At 44.1% G+C, this 17,109-nt stretch carries 13 protein-coding genes; 5 read left to right on the forward strand and 8 right to left on the reverse strand.

What is annotated here, in order from left to right; genetic code table 11:
• Positions 1 to 14: 14 nt before the first annotated feature.
• From traF to MAR181_RS13885, 7 genes are all read right to left on the reverse strand, one after another.
• Entirely contained in the window at positions 15 to 1,301 is a 1,287-nt protein-coding gene (traF, locus tag MAR181_RS13855; RefSeq protein WP_013797223.1) for a conjugal transfer protein TraF, read from the reverse strand.
• A 325-nt stretch (positions 1,302 to 1,626) separates the two neighbouring features.
• Positions 1,627 to 2,424: a 3-deoxy-manno-octulosonate cytidylyltransferase gene (gene kdsB / locus MAR181_RS13860; protein WP_013797224.1), complete on the reverse strand. Its 798-nt coding sequence runs from the start codon at positions 2,422 to 2,424 to the stop codon at positions 1,627 to 1,629.
• Positions 2,417 to 3,004, reverse strand: coding sequence for a KdsC family phosphatase (locus MAR181_RS13865; RefSeq protein ID WP_013797225.1), 588 nt, complete (start codon positions 3,002 to 3,004; stop codon positions 2,417 to 2,419). The genes kdsB and MAR181_RS13865 overlap by 8 nt, the downstream gene beginning before the upstream one ends.
• 3 nt (positions 3,005 to 3,007) lie before the next feature.
• A complete protein-coding gene (gene kdsA, locus MAR181_RS13870) occupies positions 3,008 to 3,865 on the reverse strand; it encodes a 3-deoxy-8-phosphooctulonate synthase (protein WP_013797226.1) in 858 nt (285 codons plus the stop codon).
• A gap of 36 nt (positions 3,866 to 3,901) precedes the next feature.
• Positions 3,902 to 4,876: a KpsF/GutQ family sugar-phosphate isomerase gene (locus tag MAR181_RS13875; RefSeq protein ID WP_013797227.1), complete on the reverse strand. Its 975-nt coding sequence runs from the start codon at positions 4,874 to 4,876 to the stop codon at positions 3,902 to 3,904.
• A gap of 139 nt (positions 4,877 to 5,015) precedes the next feature.
• Complete coding sequence (locus tag MAR181_RS13880) at positions 5,016 to 6,083, reverse strand: zinc ABC transporter substrate-binding protein ZnuA (RefSeq protein WP_013797228.1); 1,068 nt, start codon at positions 6,081 to 6,083, stop codon at positions 5,016 to 5,018.
• 75 nt (positions 6,084 to 6,158) lie between these two features.
• Positions 6,159 to 7,199, reverse strand: a complete 1,041-nt coding sequence (locus tag MAR181_RS13885) for a succinylglutamate desuccinylase (protein WP_013797229.1) — start codon at positions 7,197 to 7,199, stop codon at positions 6,159 to 6,161.
• Positions 7,200 to 7,881: 682 nt separating this feature from the next.
• On the opposite strand from MAR181_RS13885, the gene MAR181_RS13890 reads away from it, so the two are divergent.
• From MAR181_RS13890 to MAR181_RS13905, 4 genes are all read left to right on the forward strand, one after another.
• Positions 7,882 to 8,418, forward strand: a complete 537-nt coding sequence (locus MAR181_RS13890; RefSeq protein WP_013797230.1) for an NUDIX hydrolase — start codon at positions 7,882 to 7,884, stop codon at positions 8,416 to 8,418.
• Positions 8,360 to 9,205 (forward strand): DUF2927 domain-containing protein, encoded by an 846-nt coding sequence (locus MAR181_RS13895; protein WP_245546164.1) that lies wholly within the window; start codon positions 8,360 to 8,362, stop codon positions 9,203 to 9,205. The genes MAR181_RS13890 and MAR181_RS13895 overlap by 59 nt, the downstream gene beginning before the upstream one ends.
• Positions 9,206 to 9,360: 155 nt before the next feature.
• Entirely contained in the window at positions 9,361 to 10,461 is a 1,101-nt protein-coding gene (hemE, locus tag MAR181_RS13900) for a uroporphyrinogen decarboxylase (RefSeq protein ID WP_013797232.1), read from the forward strand.
• A 101-nt stretch (positions 10,462 to 10,562) separates the two neighbouring features.
• Positions 10,563 to 10,901, forward strand: a complete 339-nt coding sequence (locus tag MAR181_RS13905) for a P-II family nitrogen regulator (protein WP_013797233.1) — start codon at positions 10,563 to 10,565, stop codon at positions 10,899 to 10,901.
• A gap of 71 nt (positions 10,902 to 10,972) precedes the next feature.
• On the opposite strand, the gene MAR181_RS13910 is transcribed toward MAR181_RS13905, so the two are convergent.
• Positions 10,973 to 11,992: a GlxA family transcriptional regulator gene (locus MAR181_RS13910; protein ID WP_041651360.1), complete on the reverse strand. Its 1,020-nt coding sequence runs from the start codon at positions 11,990 to 11,992 to the stop codon at positions 10,973 to 10,975.
• 297 nt (positions 11,993 to 12,289) lie between these two features.
• Here MAR181_RS13910 and MAR181_RS13915 point away from each other — a divergent pair, with 297 nt between their 5' ends.
• Entirely contained in the window at positions 12,290 to 17,107 is a 4,818-nt protein-coding gene (locus tag MAR181_RS13915) for an NAD-glutamate dehydrogenase (RefSeq protein ID WP_013797235.1), read from the forward strand.
• Positions 17,108 to 17,109: the final 2 nt, after the last annotated feature.

Genomic DNA, 17,109 nt, shown 5'->3' on the forward strand with positions numbered 1-17,109 from the left:
AAAAACTTTACTGTTTAGAATGCAGTATCATAGCCTAATGCAAAATAAACACCGCGTGGTATTTCATCACCGTCTTCGTCTTCTACCGTTTCCAACGCAACAGCGACATCCAAATTCAAACGCTTCAGAATAGTCAGACCAGCCGTTGCATAACTCAGCTCTGTTCCAGCCATATTCTGGCGGTAACCTACTCGTAATCCAGGTAAGAAGTGGGAATCACCATAGTAGGACAAAGAAGCCGCTGCCCATTGATACTCATCCCCGACAGCATCTTCAACAGAGTTAGTATCGTAAGACATACCTAAGCTAATTTGCTTACCTGAAGTTGATACAGCAAAATCCACCGTGGTTTGCATTTCCATCACATATTTACTACCAGAAACATCAAGCTTTCCCGCATTAGACAAACTCTGCGCTGAACTACAACTAGAAGAACTACATGACGTATCAATCGACACACCATCAAATTCTGGCTCATTAACATTGGCTAATGTTAAACCTAACTGGTAATTATGCGATACCCAAACGGCCCCAAGATCAATACCCACCCCAGACGATTCAACAGCATCATCGTCTATAGAATCCGAAATTGCATCGTCTGCATCAACATCGTCGTCATCTAAAGAAACCAGAGCCTGACCGAGTGAAATATTGTGTAGAGTCGCTTTCACCCCACCCACTAACATACCATGAGAATTTTCCCACACAGATTGGCTATAACCCAATCCGATACCCAAATCCACTGCAGTTTGGGCTTGAAATGATGCATCCGTCTCTATTTCAAAAGTAGATGTATTTGCTGTTACATCACTCGATAATACATTGGCTTTTGCTACTGCTGATACACTAGCATCCAACATAAATGCGCCATTATTTTTTGTTTTGTAAATGACCGGCATTAATGGCACTTGAATGCTCGCGGCAGTTTTGACATAAGCGGTCTCAGCAATATCATCAAGAATGTCTTCAATGTCATCAGTCGCACTATTGACCTGATTCACACTGGTATAAGTTGCATCTAGAATGTCTTCTATTTCTTCTGTACGATCATCCAAATCGCTGACATCACCCATTTCCACACCGATACTCAGTGGGCCTAGGATACCAAAACGAAAATTGTCATCATCTTGTTCATTCACCATCAAAAATGGTGCCGCCGGGTTTGCCAATGCCGTCGCCAAGGCTCGCTTGTTAGGTGAGCCGCTTAAAGTGAAGCTAGAACCAATGGGCTGGTTAACTGGCATGGCCGCCATAGCGGCGGTGCTTAATAAGCTCGTGGTAAGAACAAGAAACTTTTTCATAATCGAACCCTTTCTATATCAAATAAGTAACACAGACTAGACGGACATTAGTAAGAAAGTATTACATTTTAAGGAAATGTGAAGCAATATTTTACACTTTCTATACAAAAAGAGCATTTTTTAAGCAAATCCACTAAGAAATACATATAAGTTATGCAATCAGAAAATGACAAGGTGCTTCCTTCAAGAGACAAATAAATTATAGAAGGAATTGGCTTTGTTAATTTAAGACGGTCCGTCAAAAACATGCTGCGATTAGACGACACCGTCAAGAAGATTAGTAAAGGGAACTCTTAAGGTCGATCCCTTCGACCGATTTAGAGGTTTAAAGGGAGAGTTGATGACGTAATTTTTCCAAATCTTCCGGCGTATCCACACCATGAGAAGGCAGACTGTCAGCAATAGCGACTTGCACCTTGATTCCCTGATGCAAAAAGCGCAGCTGTTCTAATTTTTCCCAACGCTCAAGGGGTGACATGGGCAGTTCAGCGTATTTATTTAATAAGCTCGCTCGATACACATACAAGCCAATGTGACGTAAGACGGGTAAGTCGGCAGGTAAAAAACCACTATGATCGTGATCATTAGCCAAACCGTCTCGGTCCCAAGGGATAGGTGCGCGACTAAAATACAATGCCCGTTGCTGATCATCACAAACCACTTTCACCACATTCGGATTAAGATAATCTTGCATATCATCAATGGCGCACGCTACGGTCGCCATTTCGGCTTCAACATCTTGATGCAATGCTTGCACACTGGCATGAATCAAGGCGACTGGCAGGAAAGGCTCATCTCCCTGCACATTGACAATGATCTCATCACCAGACCAAGCCATTTTTTTAGCAACTTCCGCCAAGCGCTCCGTACCGTTCTCATGATCATCACGGGTCATCACAACGTTCGCTCCGAACTCTTGTGCGGCACAATAAATATCCTTGTGATCGGTCGCCACAGTCACAGACTGGGCACCTGCTTGTCGTGACAGCTCATGTACCCATTGCAACACAGGCTTTCCACCAAGGTCCGCCATAAGCTTTTGCGGAAATCGCTGGGAGGCATAGCGAGCTGGAATCACGATGTGAAAGGCTGGTAACCGTGTGTGTAACATTGAATCAGACATGACGTTCAAACTCCGGTTGCTTTGCCAGTTCATAGGCTTCTTCTAATGGCATACGGGACGCCAAAATCAGATCCGCCACCTCCCTTGCCACTCCCTGTCCTGCCGACTTGGATAAAATCAACGGACAATGGCGTAACAACAAAGTATGTGCATCAGCAGGACACATAGCCAGACCAACACTCGGCATCACCTGTAAATCAATCACATCGTCACCCACATAGGCGATTTGAGAGGCGGGCATTGGCAACTTTGTGGTTAAGTCAGCAAAGGCCGCAGCCTTGTTATGACAACCAGGGTAGAAATGCTCAACGTTTAACTCTTTCATACGTTGATGCAATGCAGGAGAATCTTTTGCCGTAATCACCGCCACGCTCACTCCCCATTTAGGCAAGAGTTTCATCGCGACGCCGTCTTTGACGTTAAAACGCTTAATGGTCTCGCCCTGCTCTGTGTAAAGCAAGCCACCATCGGTCAACACGCCATCCACGTCGAACACCACCAACTTTAAGCTCTGCAGTTGATGCAATAACTGTGGTTGTTCTGACAACATAGGATAGGAAGCAAGGAACGCAGCATCCATAAGTTAGGCTCTCGTGTCCAATTCATCAAAGGTTTTTACCAATTCATCAAGCTGTTTCATTTGCTTTAAGAAAGGCGCCAATTTACCAAGAGGTAGCGCACAAGGGCCATCACATTTGGCCGAATCCGGTGCCGGGTGAGTTTCTAAGAACAAGCTCGACAAACCAAGCGACATACCTGCACGCGCTAACTCTGTGACTTGCGCACGACGACCATCCGCTGAGTCTTCGCGACCACCAGGACGTTGTAGGGAGTGAGTCACATCGAACATCACTGGATAGTCAAACTTCTTCATTTCACCAAAGCCCAACATGTCTACCACTAGGTTGTTATACCCCATCATGGTGCCACGTTCGCACAACATAAGTTGATCATTTCCGGCTTCTTCACATTTTTTCAAAATGTGCTTCATTTCATGAGGTGCCAAAAATTGCGCCTTCTTAATATTAATCACGGCACCGGTTTTGGCCATTTCCACTACTAAGTCTGTTTGACGAGAAAGAAAAGCTGGTAACTGAATCACATCTGCCACTTCCGCCACAGGTGCACACTGATACGCTTCGTGTACGTCAGTAATGACAGGCACATTAAAGGTCTCTTTGATTTCTTGCAAAATCTTTAACCCTTCTTCCATACCTGGCCCACGAAAAGAATTAATAGAAGAACGGTTTGCTTTATCAAAAGAGCCTTTAAACACATAAGGAATGCCAAGCGCTTCTGTCACTTTTACATGCTCTTCCGCAACCTGCATCGCCAAATCACGAGATTCCAAAACATTAACGCCACTGAACAACACAAATGGCAAATGATTTGCAACTTCAACCTGCTGGCCAATTTTAATAATTTTTGATTCTTGAGACATAACAACTCCTGTTAAATTCTGGTTCGTCACTCGCTGTTAGCGATCGTAAATTTCTAAAATGCCGGATACTTTTTGGTCATCATTCACCACCACCAAAAGGGTTATTTTATCTCTCAGCATTTGCTCTTCCGCTTCGACAATCATGACATTTTCATTAATGGTCTTAGGATTTAAAGTCATAAGATCAGCGATGTTTTTGTGCATCATACCGTCACTGTCTTTTAACATGGCACGACGTAAGTCACCGTCAGTAAAGATGCCCAGTAACGTATCTTCTTGCTGCACCAACACCACCCCTTTTCGACCTTGAGTCATGACGGAAATAGCGTCTTTCAAATTGGTACTCGGTGAACAAACAGGCAAGCCTTGTTTGTGCATGATGTCTTTTACTCTTGTCAGCAATTTACGACCTAAACTGCCTCCGGGGTGAAAACGTGCGAAGTCATGTGGTTGAAAAGCGCGGCATTCCATTAAAGCCACCGCCAAAGCATCGCCCATGGCGGTGGTCATCGTTGTAGAGGTAGTCGGTGCTAAGTTATTTGGGCAAGTTTCACGGTCAACCGAAATGTCTAAAACACAATCACAGTGCTTAGCTAACGTGGAATCCATATTGCCAACCAAAGCGATACTTGGATTGCCAAAACTCTGCAAAGAAGGAAGTAGTCGCATCAGCTCTTCGGTTTCACCGGAATAACTGATCAATATCAACGTATCTTCCGCTTGAATCATCCCTAAATCCCCGTGAAATGCTTCACCTGGGTGTAAAAAGAAACTCGGTGTTCCCGTAGAGGCTAAAGTAGCAGCAATTTTTTTACCAATCAGCCCCGACTTCCCCATACCACAAATAATCGTTCGGCCTTTGCTGTCTAATATCATTCGCACAGCTTTGGCAAACTCCTCTGTCACTTGACTGGCAAGATTGGCAAGGGCTTGAGCTTGAGTTGAAAGGGTTCGCTGAGCACTGGCGATCAATGCATCCGTATCCGTATTCAAAGACGTTGGGGCACTCATATTTTCTCTCTGCTAAATCAGACGGCTAAAAAAGTGGTGTCATTATACAGAGCGGGAGGGAGGTCGCATACAAAAAGAGTGCTCGATCTGAGCACTCTTTCTATTTCACACTATTTCTGCAAGACCTACAAAAATGGCTTTACCCTAAGCAGCTCAGGAACTGATCACTTAGAGAATCTAGAAAACGATAGTAAGCATTCGAATCCAACTTAATCTTGCCACCAAGTGGGTCAAGCGGTGCCGTATTAACATTTGATCCTTCTAACAAGGCTTTGACAATCGCAGGGCTAAATTGTGGCTCACTGAACACACACTGGACCTTATGTTCTTCAATTTCATGACGCAGCTCGGCCACTTTTTTTGCCCCGGGCTTGCGTTCAGGACTGACCGTAATTTCACCGGCATGTTGCAAACCATAGTGTCTTTCAAAGTAGCTATAACCATCATGAAAAACAATGTACGGCACTGTGTTGACCTTGTTCAACGCGGCACGAATTTGCGCATCTTTAGCGGTTAAACCCTGCTCAAACTTTGCCAAGTTAGCTTGATAATAAACAGCATTTTGACCATCGATTTCGGATAAACGTTTGGTCACAACTTGCGCTAATATTTTGGCATTATCTGGTGATAACCAAACATGAGGATCCACACCACTGTGGTCGTGACCTTCATGTCCCTCATGATGCTCATCATCATGATCATGGTCTTCGTGATCGTCATGATCATCGTGATGCTTGTCATGATCATGGCCTTCGTGGTCATCATGGTCGTCGTGATGCTTGTCATGGTCGTGATCGTCGTGATCATCGTGATGCTTATCATGGTCATGACCTTCGTGGTCGTCGTGACTTTCGTGATCGTCATGGTTTTCTGCGAAGTTATGCAGCTTCATACCGTTTAAGGCTAACCACTCAATCGAAGAAGCTTCCTTACCAGCATTCTCTAATGGTTTCTCTAAAAAGCGCTCTAATGACTCTCCCACCCAAACCACCGTGTCGGCATTGGCGATTTTTCTTAAATCTGAAGGACGCAGAGCAAAATCATGAGGAGAGGCAGAATTGGAAACAATCTGTTCAATATCAGCTCGATCACCTGTAATGGCTGCTACCACCATAGAGACAGGTTTAATACTGGTTACAATAACCGGTTTCGCCAACGCCAACGGCGATAGAGCCGTCACACCCAAAGTCAGTAAAAGCTTATTCATTCGTTAAACACCTCAAATAACGTTATAACGTAACAATACGATATTCGATACCTGTATTCAAGATGCATTCTCAGCTTATTGAAAATTAAACGCAGACATAGGCTTTGAGCGCACGACTAAGCCAGCACGCTGCCCAACAGGTAATTTGGTATTTGGAAACACAATGGCATCCCCTGTTTGCTTAACGATATAACGCTGTTCAAGCGATTCCGCCAGACAAAAATATTGCTTGAAAGGGGTAAAATTTTCCAATTCGTCCGCTATATTCAATCGATAGCTGTCATGATCCTTGATCAAACTGTCGAGCACTTCGTATAAGCTCAATGCCGACAAACGACCTTGAGCTAACACCCCTGTTACCAGCAACACAACCAAAGACTGCTTCATGAGCGCGAAGGAGGACAAATCATTTTCACCAAACACACGAACCTTGCCCAATTCTATGGTGAAAGCCTGCGCGCTATGCTGTGCAAAGCTGTGATAAGAAAAAGTGGTCGTTGGCTGATGAGAAAACAACACAGCTTCAATGCCACAAGCCGCCAAAAAAGCCAACTGCTGTTGCTGATAGGTCTCCTCTGGCACAAATGGGTGTACGGCAAACTTTTCATAAATCGAACCACGTATGGCTGTATGGAGGTCATAATGTAATCTTTGCGCACCAACGCCCTCAACCGCTTCAAAAAAAGTCTTAACCGATGACTCTAACTGTTGCGCCCGTTGTATTTCGTACCCTTGCTGTGATTGCCATGAACCACAGAACAAACGATTTAAATTCACATCGCAGAACAAACGATTTAAATTCACATCGCAGAAACGCTGAGCTTTTACCGCCGATCGAGGATTACCAATGATAAACAACAGACGAATGCCTAAGACTAAGTCCCCCACTAAAATAGACTTAACCAAGCCATTCACTAATTCGATCGGACCAGTTTCATTGCCATGAATGCCAACGGATAATACTAGACTGACCTTGCTTTGCTGTTTTTCGGGTTCTAGGCACAGGATACCAGCTCCTTCGATACGAGCATGGCCAGAAGGAAAAACAAAATCAAAAACGTCATTTCGTTCGGGATACGCTAAGGTATAAGCCAAAAAATCATTGTTCGCTATCATACAGCTCCCATTTTACTCATCTTCTCACTCTCTATCTTTATCGACATGCGCCACTCACTCAATGCCTTTCTAACGAAACACATCTCTTACCAGGTACTTTACAGCCCCCATATACAAGAACATGATACGGATAAATCACCAAAATGAGCATCGCACATCAGTGTTCGCCGAAAATACATAATATTAAGTCGCATTTATTAAACATGACTTCCATAAAGCCCATTTCATCACATCAGAACCCTAGGGAAAGTGCGAATAAGTCTTCTGAACGTCAGTCTTATCAGAGAAACGGCCTATCAAGGCAAGAGTGAGCAGGAAGGTTAATACCTTTCAATCACTCTTAACACAGAGAGGCCGTTTCTCTGAAAGACCTGAAGGGCGTGGGCTAAGCTCTCTTTATTCTTTGTTAAGCTTGTTGCCAATATACTGATATTGGACGGCGAAACTTGCCTCGAATAAAAAAGAGTTATTCCCACGCTGACCCCTATATGGATGTAGGGGATTAGAGCAACGCATAACCACAAGGATGTGGTGTAGTAGGGCAACGCAGGAGTGGTTGCCGAGGAGCACGTTGCCGTAGCCAGTGAACTTGTTCGTACTTTCCCTAGCTAAGGCTTTTCTTTCCACACAAATGCCGATACCCTTTCGCTTTCTATCCGTTCCGCCTATCAATGAGTAATTTATGCCAGTGAATGACGAAGTCATTATTTTAGTCGACCAACACAATCACATCATTGGCGACGTGCCGCGCCGACTAATGAACTTTGGCAAAGATCACCACCGTGTCACTTACATTTTAGTCTTCACTGAAAATGGCAATTTACTCGTGCAAAAACGTACTGATGATAAAGCCTTTTGCCCTAGCTTTTATGGCGTGACCACAGGTGGCGTAGTGGCCAAAGGTGAGTCCTATATTGAATCCGCACACCGTGAATTAGAAGAAGAATTAGGCTTTGATGCACCACTGCAAAGCCAAGGCGTTTTTTTCACTCAAGGAAAAGGCTTCAAAATTTGGGGAAAGATCTATACTTGTCACTATCATCCCGAAACACATGGCCCCTTAACACTGCAACCAAAAGAAGTGGCGTCGATTCATGAAATGAGTATTCAGACTATTTTAGATAACCCTGATCATTTGGATTTCACACCGGATTCTTTCGATGCATTACGACACTATGCCAACAAACTTACTAGCGCCCAGCCAGATGATCCAAATTAACCTTAATGTGATACGTTGTTTAATCCTTATCTTCGCCATACTTAGCAGTGCCGTCAGTGTTGCCAAAGAACGATGGCAGGACGATTCTTATATTGAAGACAGCTTCATTAAAATTGCCCTACAAAGGGAATACAAAGAAACCAACTACCCTAAGATCATTCGCTGGAAAAAACCCATTCGTTTGTATTTTGAAAGCGATGCTGGTGACGCTAAACTACAAAAAGAATTATTGAGCGTACATGCTCAGCATCTGGCGTACATTACAGGTCTGTCCATTGATTTCACTCAACATACATCGGACGCCAACATCTTTGTCATTTTTACCAAGTATGACCAACTTGAAGATAAGGTAAGGCAATACATTGGTGACCCAGAGAACATACGTGCGGCGTTAGATGAAGCCATCTGTCTCGGCAATTTTCGCCGCAATAGTCACTATGAAATAACTCGTGGCGCTATTATCATCCCGGTAGATTACGCTCGTCGTAAAGCTCGTTTTTTAGATTGCATTGTCGAGGAAATCACTCAATTACTGGGCCTTCCTAATGATTCAAACGATGTATTCCCTTCCGTTTTTAACGATGTCAGTGTCGATACTTATTTAAGTCCACTCGATTACATTTTGCTGAAAGCACTTTACTCTCGCCACATTAAGCCCGGCATGAATGTCACACAGACTCGCAAACTTTTCCCAGACGTACTGAAAGAGTTACACTCGAATGGCGACATCAACAATGCCGCACAACGTGTTCAGCAATACAGTTTAAAACGCTACCTTGGCGATTGAGTTATGTCACCGTTAGTTGCAGCCATTAAATCCTGCTATAAATCAATGCTATTGGCCTTTTCCTTAAAAGCCGTTATAAATTCTACTTATTTACTCTGAATTCTTGATCAATTTAGGTAAAATGCGCCAAATCACTATTCACACTGGAGAGCTTAATGTTTCCTGAACTCAAAAATGACCGCTTCCTGCGCGCCCTACTCAAACAGCCAGTGGACACCACGCCTGTTTGGATGATGAGACAAGCTGGACGCTACTTGCCTGAATACCGAGCAAGCCGAGCCACCGCAGGAGACTTTTTGAGTCTATGTAAAAATGACGCATTTGCTTGTGAGGTCACCTTACAGCCACTAAAACGTTACGATTTAGATGCGGCTATTTTGTTTTCAGACATTCTAACCATCCCGGATGCGATGGGTCTGGGCTTGTACTTTGAAGCTGGTGAAGGACCAAAATTCAAACACATCATGCGTACTCAAGCCGACATTGATGCCTTACCAGTTACGACAGAAGGTGACTTAGATTATGTCATGAAAGCCGTAACCACCATTCGCCATGCATTAAATGGACAGGTGCCGCTGATCGGTTTTTCAGGTAGCCCCTGGACATTGGCCACCTACATGGTTGAAGGGGGTTCTAGTAAAGACTTCCGTCACATTAAAGCGATGATGTATCAATCCCCAAAAACTCTGCATACGTTATTGCATAAGCTGGCTCAATCCGTCACTCACTACCTAAATGGCCAGATCAAAGCCGGTGCTCAAGCGATACAAATTTTCGACACTTGGGGCGGTGTGCTCAGTGGTCCTATGTATCAACAATTTTCCTTGCTGTACATGAAGCAAATCATGGACGGACTCATTCGTGAACACAAGGGTCAGAAAATCCCTGTCATTTTGTTTACTAAAAATGGCGGCCAATGGCTTGAAAACATCGCCGCAACAGGTCCTGATGCCCTAGGATTGGATTGGACAACAGACATAGGGGAAGCCAGAGCAAGAGTTGGCAAACAAGTCGCATTACAAGGCAACATCGACCCATGCGTACTGTATGCTGATCAGGACGTCATTGAACGCGAAGTAGAAGCGGTACTTTCAAGCTTTGGCCATGGTAGCGGTCACGTGTTTAATCTAGGCCATGGCATTCATCAATTTGTGAACCCAGATCATCCCAAATACCTAATTGATGCAGTGCATAATCTTGGCCGCCAATACCATGAAGCCAAATACGATGACCTAGATGCCATGAACGGGCTTTAATCTGTTTGAAATACAGGGTATATCCGTCGAGATTGTGGCGACTTTGGCAAGAGAGTGTTATTTTTATGCAATGAACGCTTTATCAGAATGGAGAGAAAATAATGAAATTAATCACAGCCATTGTTAAGCCCTTTAAACTAGACGAAGTTCGCGAGGCGCTTTCTGAAATTGGCATTAACGGCATCACAGTGACGGAAGTAAAAGGATTTGGTCGCCAACGTGGTCATACTGAACTGTACCGCGGTGCTGAGTATGTGGTGGACTTCCTGCCTAAAGTCAAATTAGAGCTTGCGGTGGAAACCGACCAAGTTGAACGTGCTCTTGAAGTCATTCAAAACAGTGCTAATACTGGTAAAATTGGCGATGGTAAAATATTTGTTACGGCTTTAGAACAAATCATTCGTATCCGTACGGGTGAAACAGGTGCGGAAGCCATTTAAAGCAATACACATCAGTCTATCAAATCGCCCGTTTTCATTTTAAGACGGGCTTTTTTTGAGCCTTTGTTTTTTCAACGCTTCCAGAGTTGGCGTTTCTTCCGATTATTTGGCACCACTTCTGCTACCATGCTACCTTGCCTACTGCGCTCATCTCTTGGGGTCATACCAAAAAAATTTTTGTAGGTGGTACTAAAATGTGGCGCAGAACCAAAGCCACAATCCTGCCCTATTTCTGTGATCGACTTATCCGTGTTAAGCAAACGCTGTTTTGCTTGCTGCAACCTTAATTCCAAATAATAGCGTGATGGCACCACTTCCAGATGCGTTTTAAAGAGTCGCTCTAAGTGACGACGCGAAATGCCTAAGTGATAAGCAATGTCTTCAGAAGACAAAGGTTCTTCAATATTCGCCTCCATCAACTGTACCGCTTCCACTAACTTTGGTTGGCCACTACCAATGCGCGCCTGTAATGGAATTCGTTGTGGATCATCATGCGCACGAATACGCTCACAGACAAATTGCTCGGAAATATTACTCGCCAACAACATGCCATGTTGCTTACCAATCAAAAACAACATCATGTCCATGGCAGCCGTACCGCCACTACAAGTATATCGATCCTGATCAACTTCAAATAAATGATCCGACACTTTGGTTTGCGGAAATTCATCTCGTAAGTTGGCAATGCTCCACCAATGGATAGTGGCACGATACCCATCCAACAAGCCGGTTTTCGCTAAAAGGTAGCTACCGGTACAGATCCCACCCAAAGAAATCCTTTTATCGGCTTGTTTTTTAATCCAATTTTCTAAAGTCTTATTTTCGTTTTTTGTCACTGGTGATGCGCCGCAGACAAAAATCGCATCCAAACCACTTGGAGCATCACTCGTCAGGTAATCCGCTAAGCTTATAACCCCTGTATTAGAAGGCACTTCACGACTTTCATGACTAATTGTACAAAAAGAATAGAGCTCTTTTCCGGTCACCCAGTTCGCCATATGCAAAGTTTCAATGGCAGACGAAAAACCCAACATAGAATAGTTAGGCAGGAGTAAAAAACCATATTTTTGTGGTTTTTTACTCGCCTGCATGATTTCTCTTGATGCGAATTCGCTCTTGTACAAAATATTATCCTGTGAACTATGGGCTAAAAAGGGGTTTATTTCGTTTAAAATGGATAACAGAGGCTTTTTTCATATTATGACGGAGTTTTACGGAAGAGCAAACCGATTATAAAAAAAGAATGTCGCAATTAGAAAACTAGATAACTATTAAAGAGGTTAAATTTTTATAATAATCATAAACAGAGTCCGAAAACAAAACTTCCATTAAGTCACTTTTACAACTAGTTTTAAAAAGACCCAACACTCATGAGGGATTGAGTTCACATGACTGACCATAAAAAAAACGAATTAATTGAACGCGTTGAGTTAGAAATTAACGACCACTTTGGTAGTGCCGATGCGAATGATTTGATTCAATTAACCCGCCTATACTTCCAGGACTCTTTAACGGAAGACTTGGCAAACGAAAGCATTGAAAACCTTTACGGCACCATTGTGTGTTTGTGGGATTTCCTAAAACAAAAAACTCCACAAAAACCAAAAGTACGTGTTTACAATCCCAACTATGAAGAGCACAGCTGGCAATCAACACATACTGTGATTGAAATTTTAGCGGAAGACATGCCTTTCCTTGTTTCCTCTTTCAATATGGCACTGGTTCGTCTTGGACACACTATTCACCTTACCGCTCACCCAGCCATTCCTGTGGAACGTAATAAAAAGGGTGAACTTCAAAGCATAAATCCTACTTCGAAACACTTTGAAGCCTTAATCCGTTTTGAAATCGACCGCCTATCTGACGCGAATTTATTAGATCAGATTAAAGATGAAATTATTAAGAGCTTAGCCGACGTTAGCAAAACCGTAACTGATTGGCCTCAAATGAAAGCGCACATGAACGAGGTCATCCGCGAATCGGAGCAACTCCCTCACTTAAAAGGCAATAAAGAACATCAAGAAATCCTCGATTTCCTGCGTTGGGTAGAAAACAATCATTTTACCTTTATCGGTTTCCGCGCTTATGACCTAACCAAAGAAGGGAATGAAACACACCTAAAACTAGTGGAAGGTTCAGGTTTAGGTACTTTCCGTGATGCAAATGATAAGAAAGTGAAGCGTGACATTGTACTACAAGACAATCTGGCTAGTTTGGCTGTCGACAGCAGTAACATTCTTATCTTGACAAAATCGACCGCCATTTCAACAGTCCATCGTCCTGTTCATCTTGACTATCTTGGCATTAAACGTTTTGATAAAAATGGCAAGGTAATTGGCGAATGGCGCTTCTTTGGCCTGTATTCGTCTGCCGCTTACATCGCTCGTCTTCAAGACATTCCACTGCTGCGCAAAAAACTCGATGTTATTGTCGAGAAAGCCAACGTTGATCCAAACAGTCACAAGGGCAAAAATCTTAAACACATTCTGAACAGCTACCCTCGAGATGAGATGCTGCAAGCCCCTGTTGAAGAGTTATTCGGCACCATTGAAAGCATCTTAGCCATTCAAGAACGCCGTCAGCTTCGCGTTTTCTTACGCAAAGACATTTATGGCCGCTTCTTAAATGCACTGGTTTACGTTCCGAGAGATCGCTACAACACGGAACTGCGCATTAAGATGCAAGACATTTTGATGAACGCTTGTAATGGCACCAGCTCAGAATTCAATGTGCAGTTCTCTCAATTGGTATTGGCTCGAGTCAACTTTACCATTCAGATTGCCGATCCTAAGCAGAGCCCAACCATTGATGCCGAAGACATCCAACGCAAAATGCAGGATGCCATGAGCTCATGGGAAGACAAACTCTTGTCCGCTCTCCATAAAAGCAATGGTGAGGAAAGTGGCAATCAGCTTTACACTGAATACGTACCTTATTTACCCGCCGCATACCGTGAAGATTTCTCGCCTAATGCGGCTGTTCTAGACATTGAGCGCTTATCTCAATTAGCAGACGAAGGCGACATTTCCACGCACATTTATCGTCAAGTTGGCCAAGCTAAGAACAATTACTTCTTTAAAGTCTATGGTACTGGCACGACTCTCATTTTGTCGGATGTCTTGCCAATTCTGGAGTGCATGGGCTTGCGGGTACTTGAGGCCCGACCTTACGAACTGGATCAAAACGGTGACGGCACTGCCAATACCTGGGTCGTTGAATTTGCGATCAGTGTTGACGCCGACGTCAACCTTGAGAAAAACACGCAACGCGAAGCATTCCAAGATGCCTTCAATCAGATATTCGTTCGTCGAGTAGAAAACGATCGCTTCAATGCCTTGGTATTAAACGCCTCACTCACTTGGCGTCAAGTTACCATGCTGCGTGCGCTCACCAAATACCTGATGCAATTACAGTTGCCTTTCTCTTTGCAATATATGCAGCAAACCTTAGAGAAAAACGCCACCATTGCTCGTCTTTTGGTACAGCTTTTCGAACAACGCTTTGATCCTAGCCAAACGACAAAACGCGATGACAAGGTTCAAAAACTATTAGAAAAAATTGATCTCGAGTTGGACCAAGTGGCTAATCTCGATGAAGACCGCATTTTGAAACACTACTTGTCGGTTATTCAAGCCATGCTAAGAACCAACTTCTATCAGCATAACGAGCAAGGCGAAATCAAAGATTATGTGTCTTTCAAGTTAGACCCTTCTCAAATTCCTGCCGTACCACTGCCTCGACCAAAGTTCGAGATCTTTGTCTACGCGCCATGGGTGGAAGGGGTTCACATGCGTGGCGGTAAAGTCGCCCGTGGTGGTTTGCGCTGGTCAGACCGTATGGAAGATTTCCGTACGGAAGTTCTTGGCCTAGTAAAAGCACAAATGGTCAAAAATGCAGTGATTGTACCCGCTGGTGCGAAAGGCGGCTTTGTCGCTAAACAGCTGAAGAAAAACGCTTCTCGAGAAGAAGTACAAGCAGAAGTCGTACATTGCTACACCACTTTCATTAGTGGTTTGCTCGACATCACGGACAACTTGGTACAAAACCAAGTCGTTCCGCCAAGCTTGGTTCAACGCTATGACGAGGATGACCCATATTTAGTGGTCGCAGCGGATAAAGGTACCGCCACCTTCTCAGACTTGGCCAACAGCATCTCTGAGAAATACGGTTTCTGGTTAGGTGACGCCTTCGCATCAGGTGGTTCAAACGGTTATGACCACAAGAAAATGGGCATCACAGCTCGTGGCGCTTGGGAATCGGTTAAACGTCAATTCAAAGAAATCGGCATTGATTGTCAAACAACCAACTTTACCGCTGTGGGAGTTGGCGATATGGCTGGTGACGTATTTGGTAACGGCATGCTGTTATCCGAACACACTTGCTTAATTGCAGCGTTCAACCATCTACACATCTTCATTGACCCAACGCCAGATGCGGCCAGCTCTTTTGCTGAACGCGATCGCTTGTTCAAGCTTCCGCGCTCTTCATGGGAAGATTACAACAAGGAACTCATCTCTAAAGGGGGTGGTATCTTTAGCCGAACCGCTAAATCCATCCCGATCAATGCGGATATTCGTAAAGCCCTAGGCATTGAAGGCAATGTCAAATCCATGGCGCCTACGGATCTCATTAATACCATACTGAAGGCCCCTGTTGATTTGTTATGGAACGGTGGTATCGGCACCTATGTGAAAGCCGAATCCGAATCTCATGCGGATGCGGGCGATAGCGCCAACAATGGCTTGCGTGTCAACGGTAGGGAGCTGCGCTGTAACATAGTGGGTGAAGGTGGCAACCTTGGCTTAACGCAATTGGGCCGTATTGAATTCGCTCAAAAAGGTGGGTTAATTAGTACCGACGCCATTGACAATTCTGCCGGTGTTGACAGCTCAGACCATGAAGTGAACATTAAGATTCTACTCAATCGAGTGGTTGAAAATGGCGATATGACAGAGAAGCAACGTAACACCTTGCTCGCTAAAATGACCGACGAAGTGGGTGATCTAGTATTACGCCATAACCGTGGCCAAAGTCATGTATTGTCATTAATTAACTCACGTGCGCCAGAGAAACTTACTGACCATTGGCGTTTGATTCAATCGCTGGTACGCGAAGGTCGTTTAAATCGTGAAATCGAATTCTTGCCTACCGACGGTCAAATTCGTAAACGTCTTAACAAAGGCCAAGGCTTAACCCGACCAGAAATTTCAGTATTGCTGGCTTACTCTAAAATCAAACTGTCTGAGCAATTGGTCGAAGACGGCATTGGGGAAGACGCGGATTTGATGACTCAAATCAATCAATATTTCCCAACCGAACTGACCAAACGCTTTGGCGACCAGATGGCTTCTCACCCACTGGCTCAAGAGATTATTGCAGGCCATGTCACTAACAACCTGGGGAACCGCATGGGGGCTTCTTTTAGCACCTACATGCAGGAAGAAACCAGTGCCTCTGCTCTCAATGTGGTTCGTGCCTACATGGCAGCAGAAAACATTTTTGGCATTCCAGCCCTTTGGAAGGCCATTAACGGCTTAGACTTTGTGGTTCCTAATGCGGTTCTAAACGGTCTATTGATCCGCATTCAAGGCTTGTTAGAACGTGCCACCTTGTGGCTACTGCGCAACACTCGCGAAAGCTTGTCAATTCAACGTTTAATTGCTAGTTATAAACCCGGTATCGATGTCATCAGTGCCAACATCCAAGCCATTCTGACAGAACCGAGTCAAGCACACTTGACCAACATCAAGGCGGAATTGACGAAAGAAGGCATTCCTGAAGAAATGGCGGAAACATTGTCATCTATGAATTACCTATTCTATGGTTTGGACATCATACGAGTTGCCAGCAATACCGAAAGTGAAGTCCTAGATGTGGCACAGACTTACTTTGCTCTTGAAATGGACTTAGAGCTGCATTGGTTACGTCAACGTGCTGCGCAATTACCAGCTGAAGATATGTGGCAACGTCGAGCAAAAGCAGGGCTAGGCGATGAAGTAGATAATAGCCTAAGAACTCTTACCCAAGAGGTTATTCAATCCAACCCTGATATTAAAGCGCTCGACCAAAGACTGACCAGCTGGAAAGAGTCTAACCACGATAGTATCAAACACTATCGTACGACGTTCAGCGAAATTAAAGTTGAAAGCGAATTAACCCTAACGATGGTGACAGTTGCTATTCGTGAGTTAAGAAATCTGATATAAAC

The sequence above is a fragment of the Marinomonas posidonica IVIA-Po-181 genome, from assembly GCF_000214215.1.
Classification (GTDB): Bacteria; Pseudomonadota; Gammaproteobacteria; order Pseudomonadales; family Marinomonadaceae; genus Marinomonas; species Marinomonas posidonica.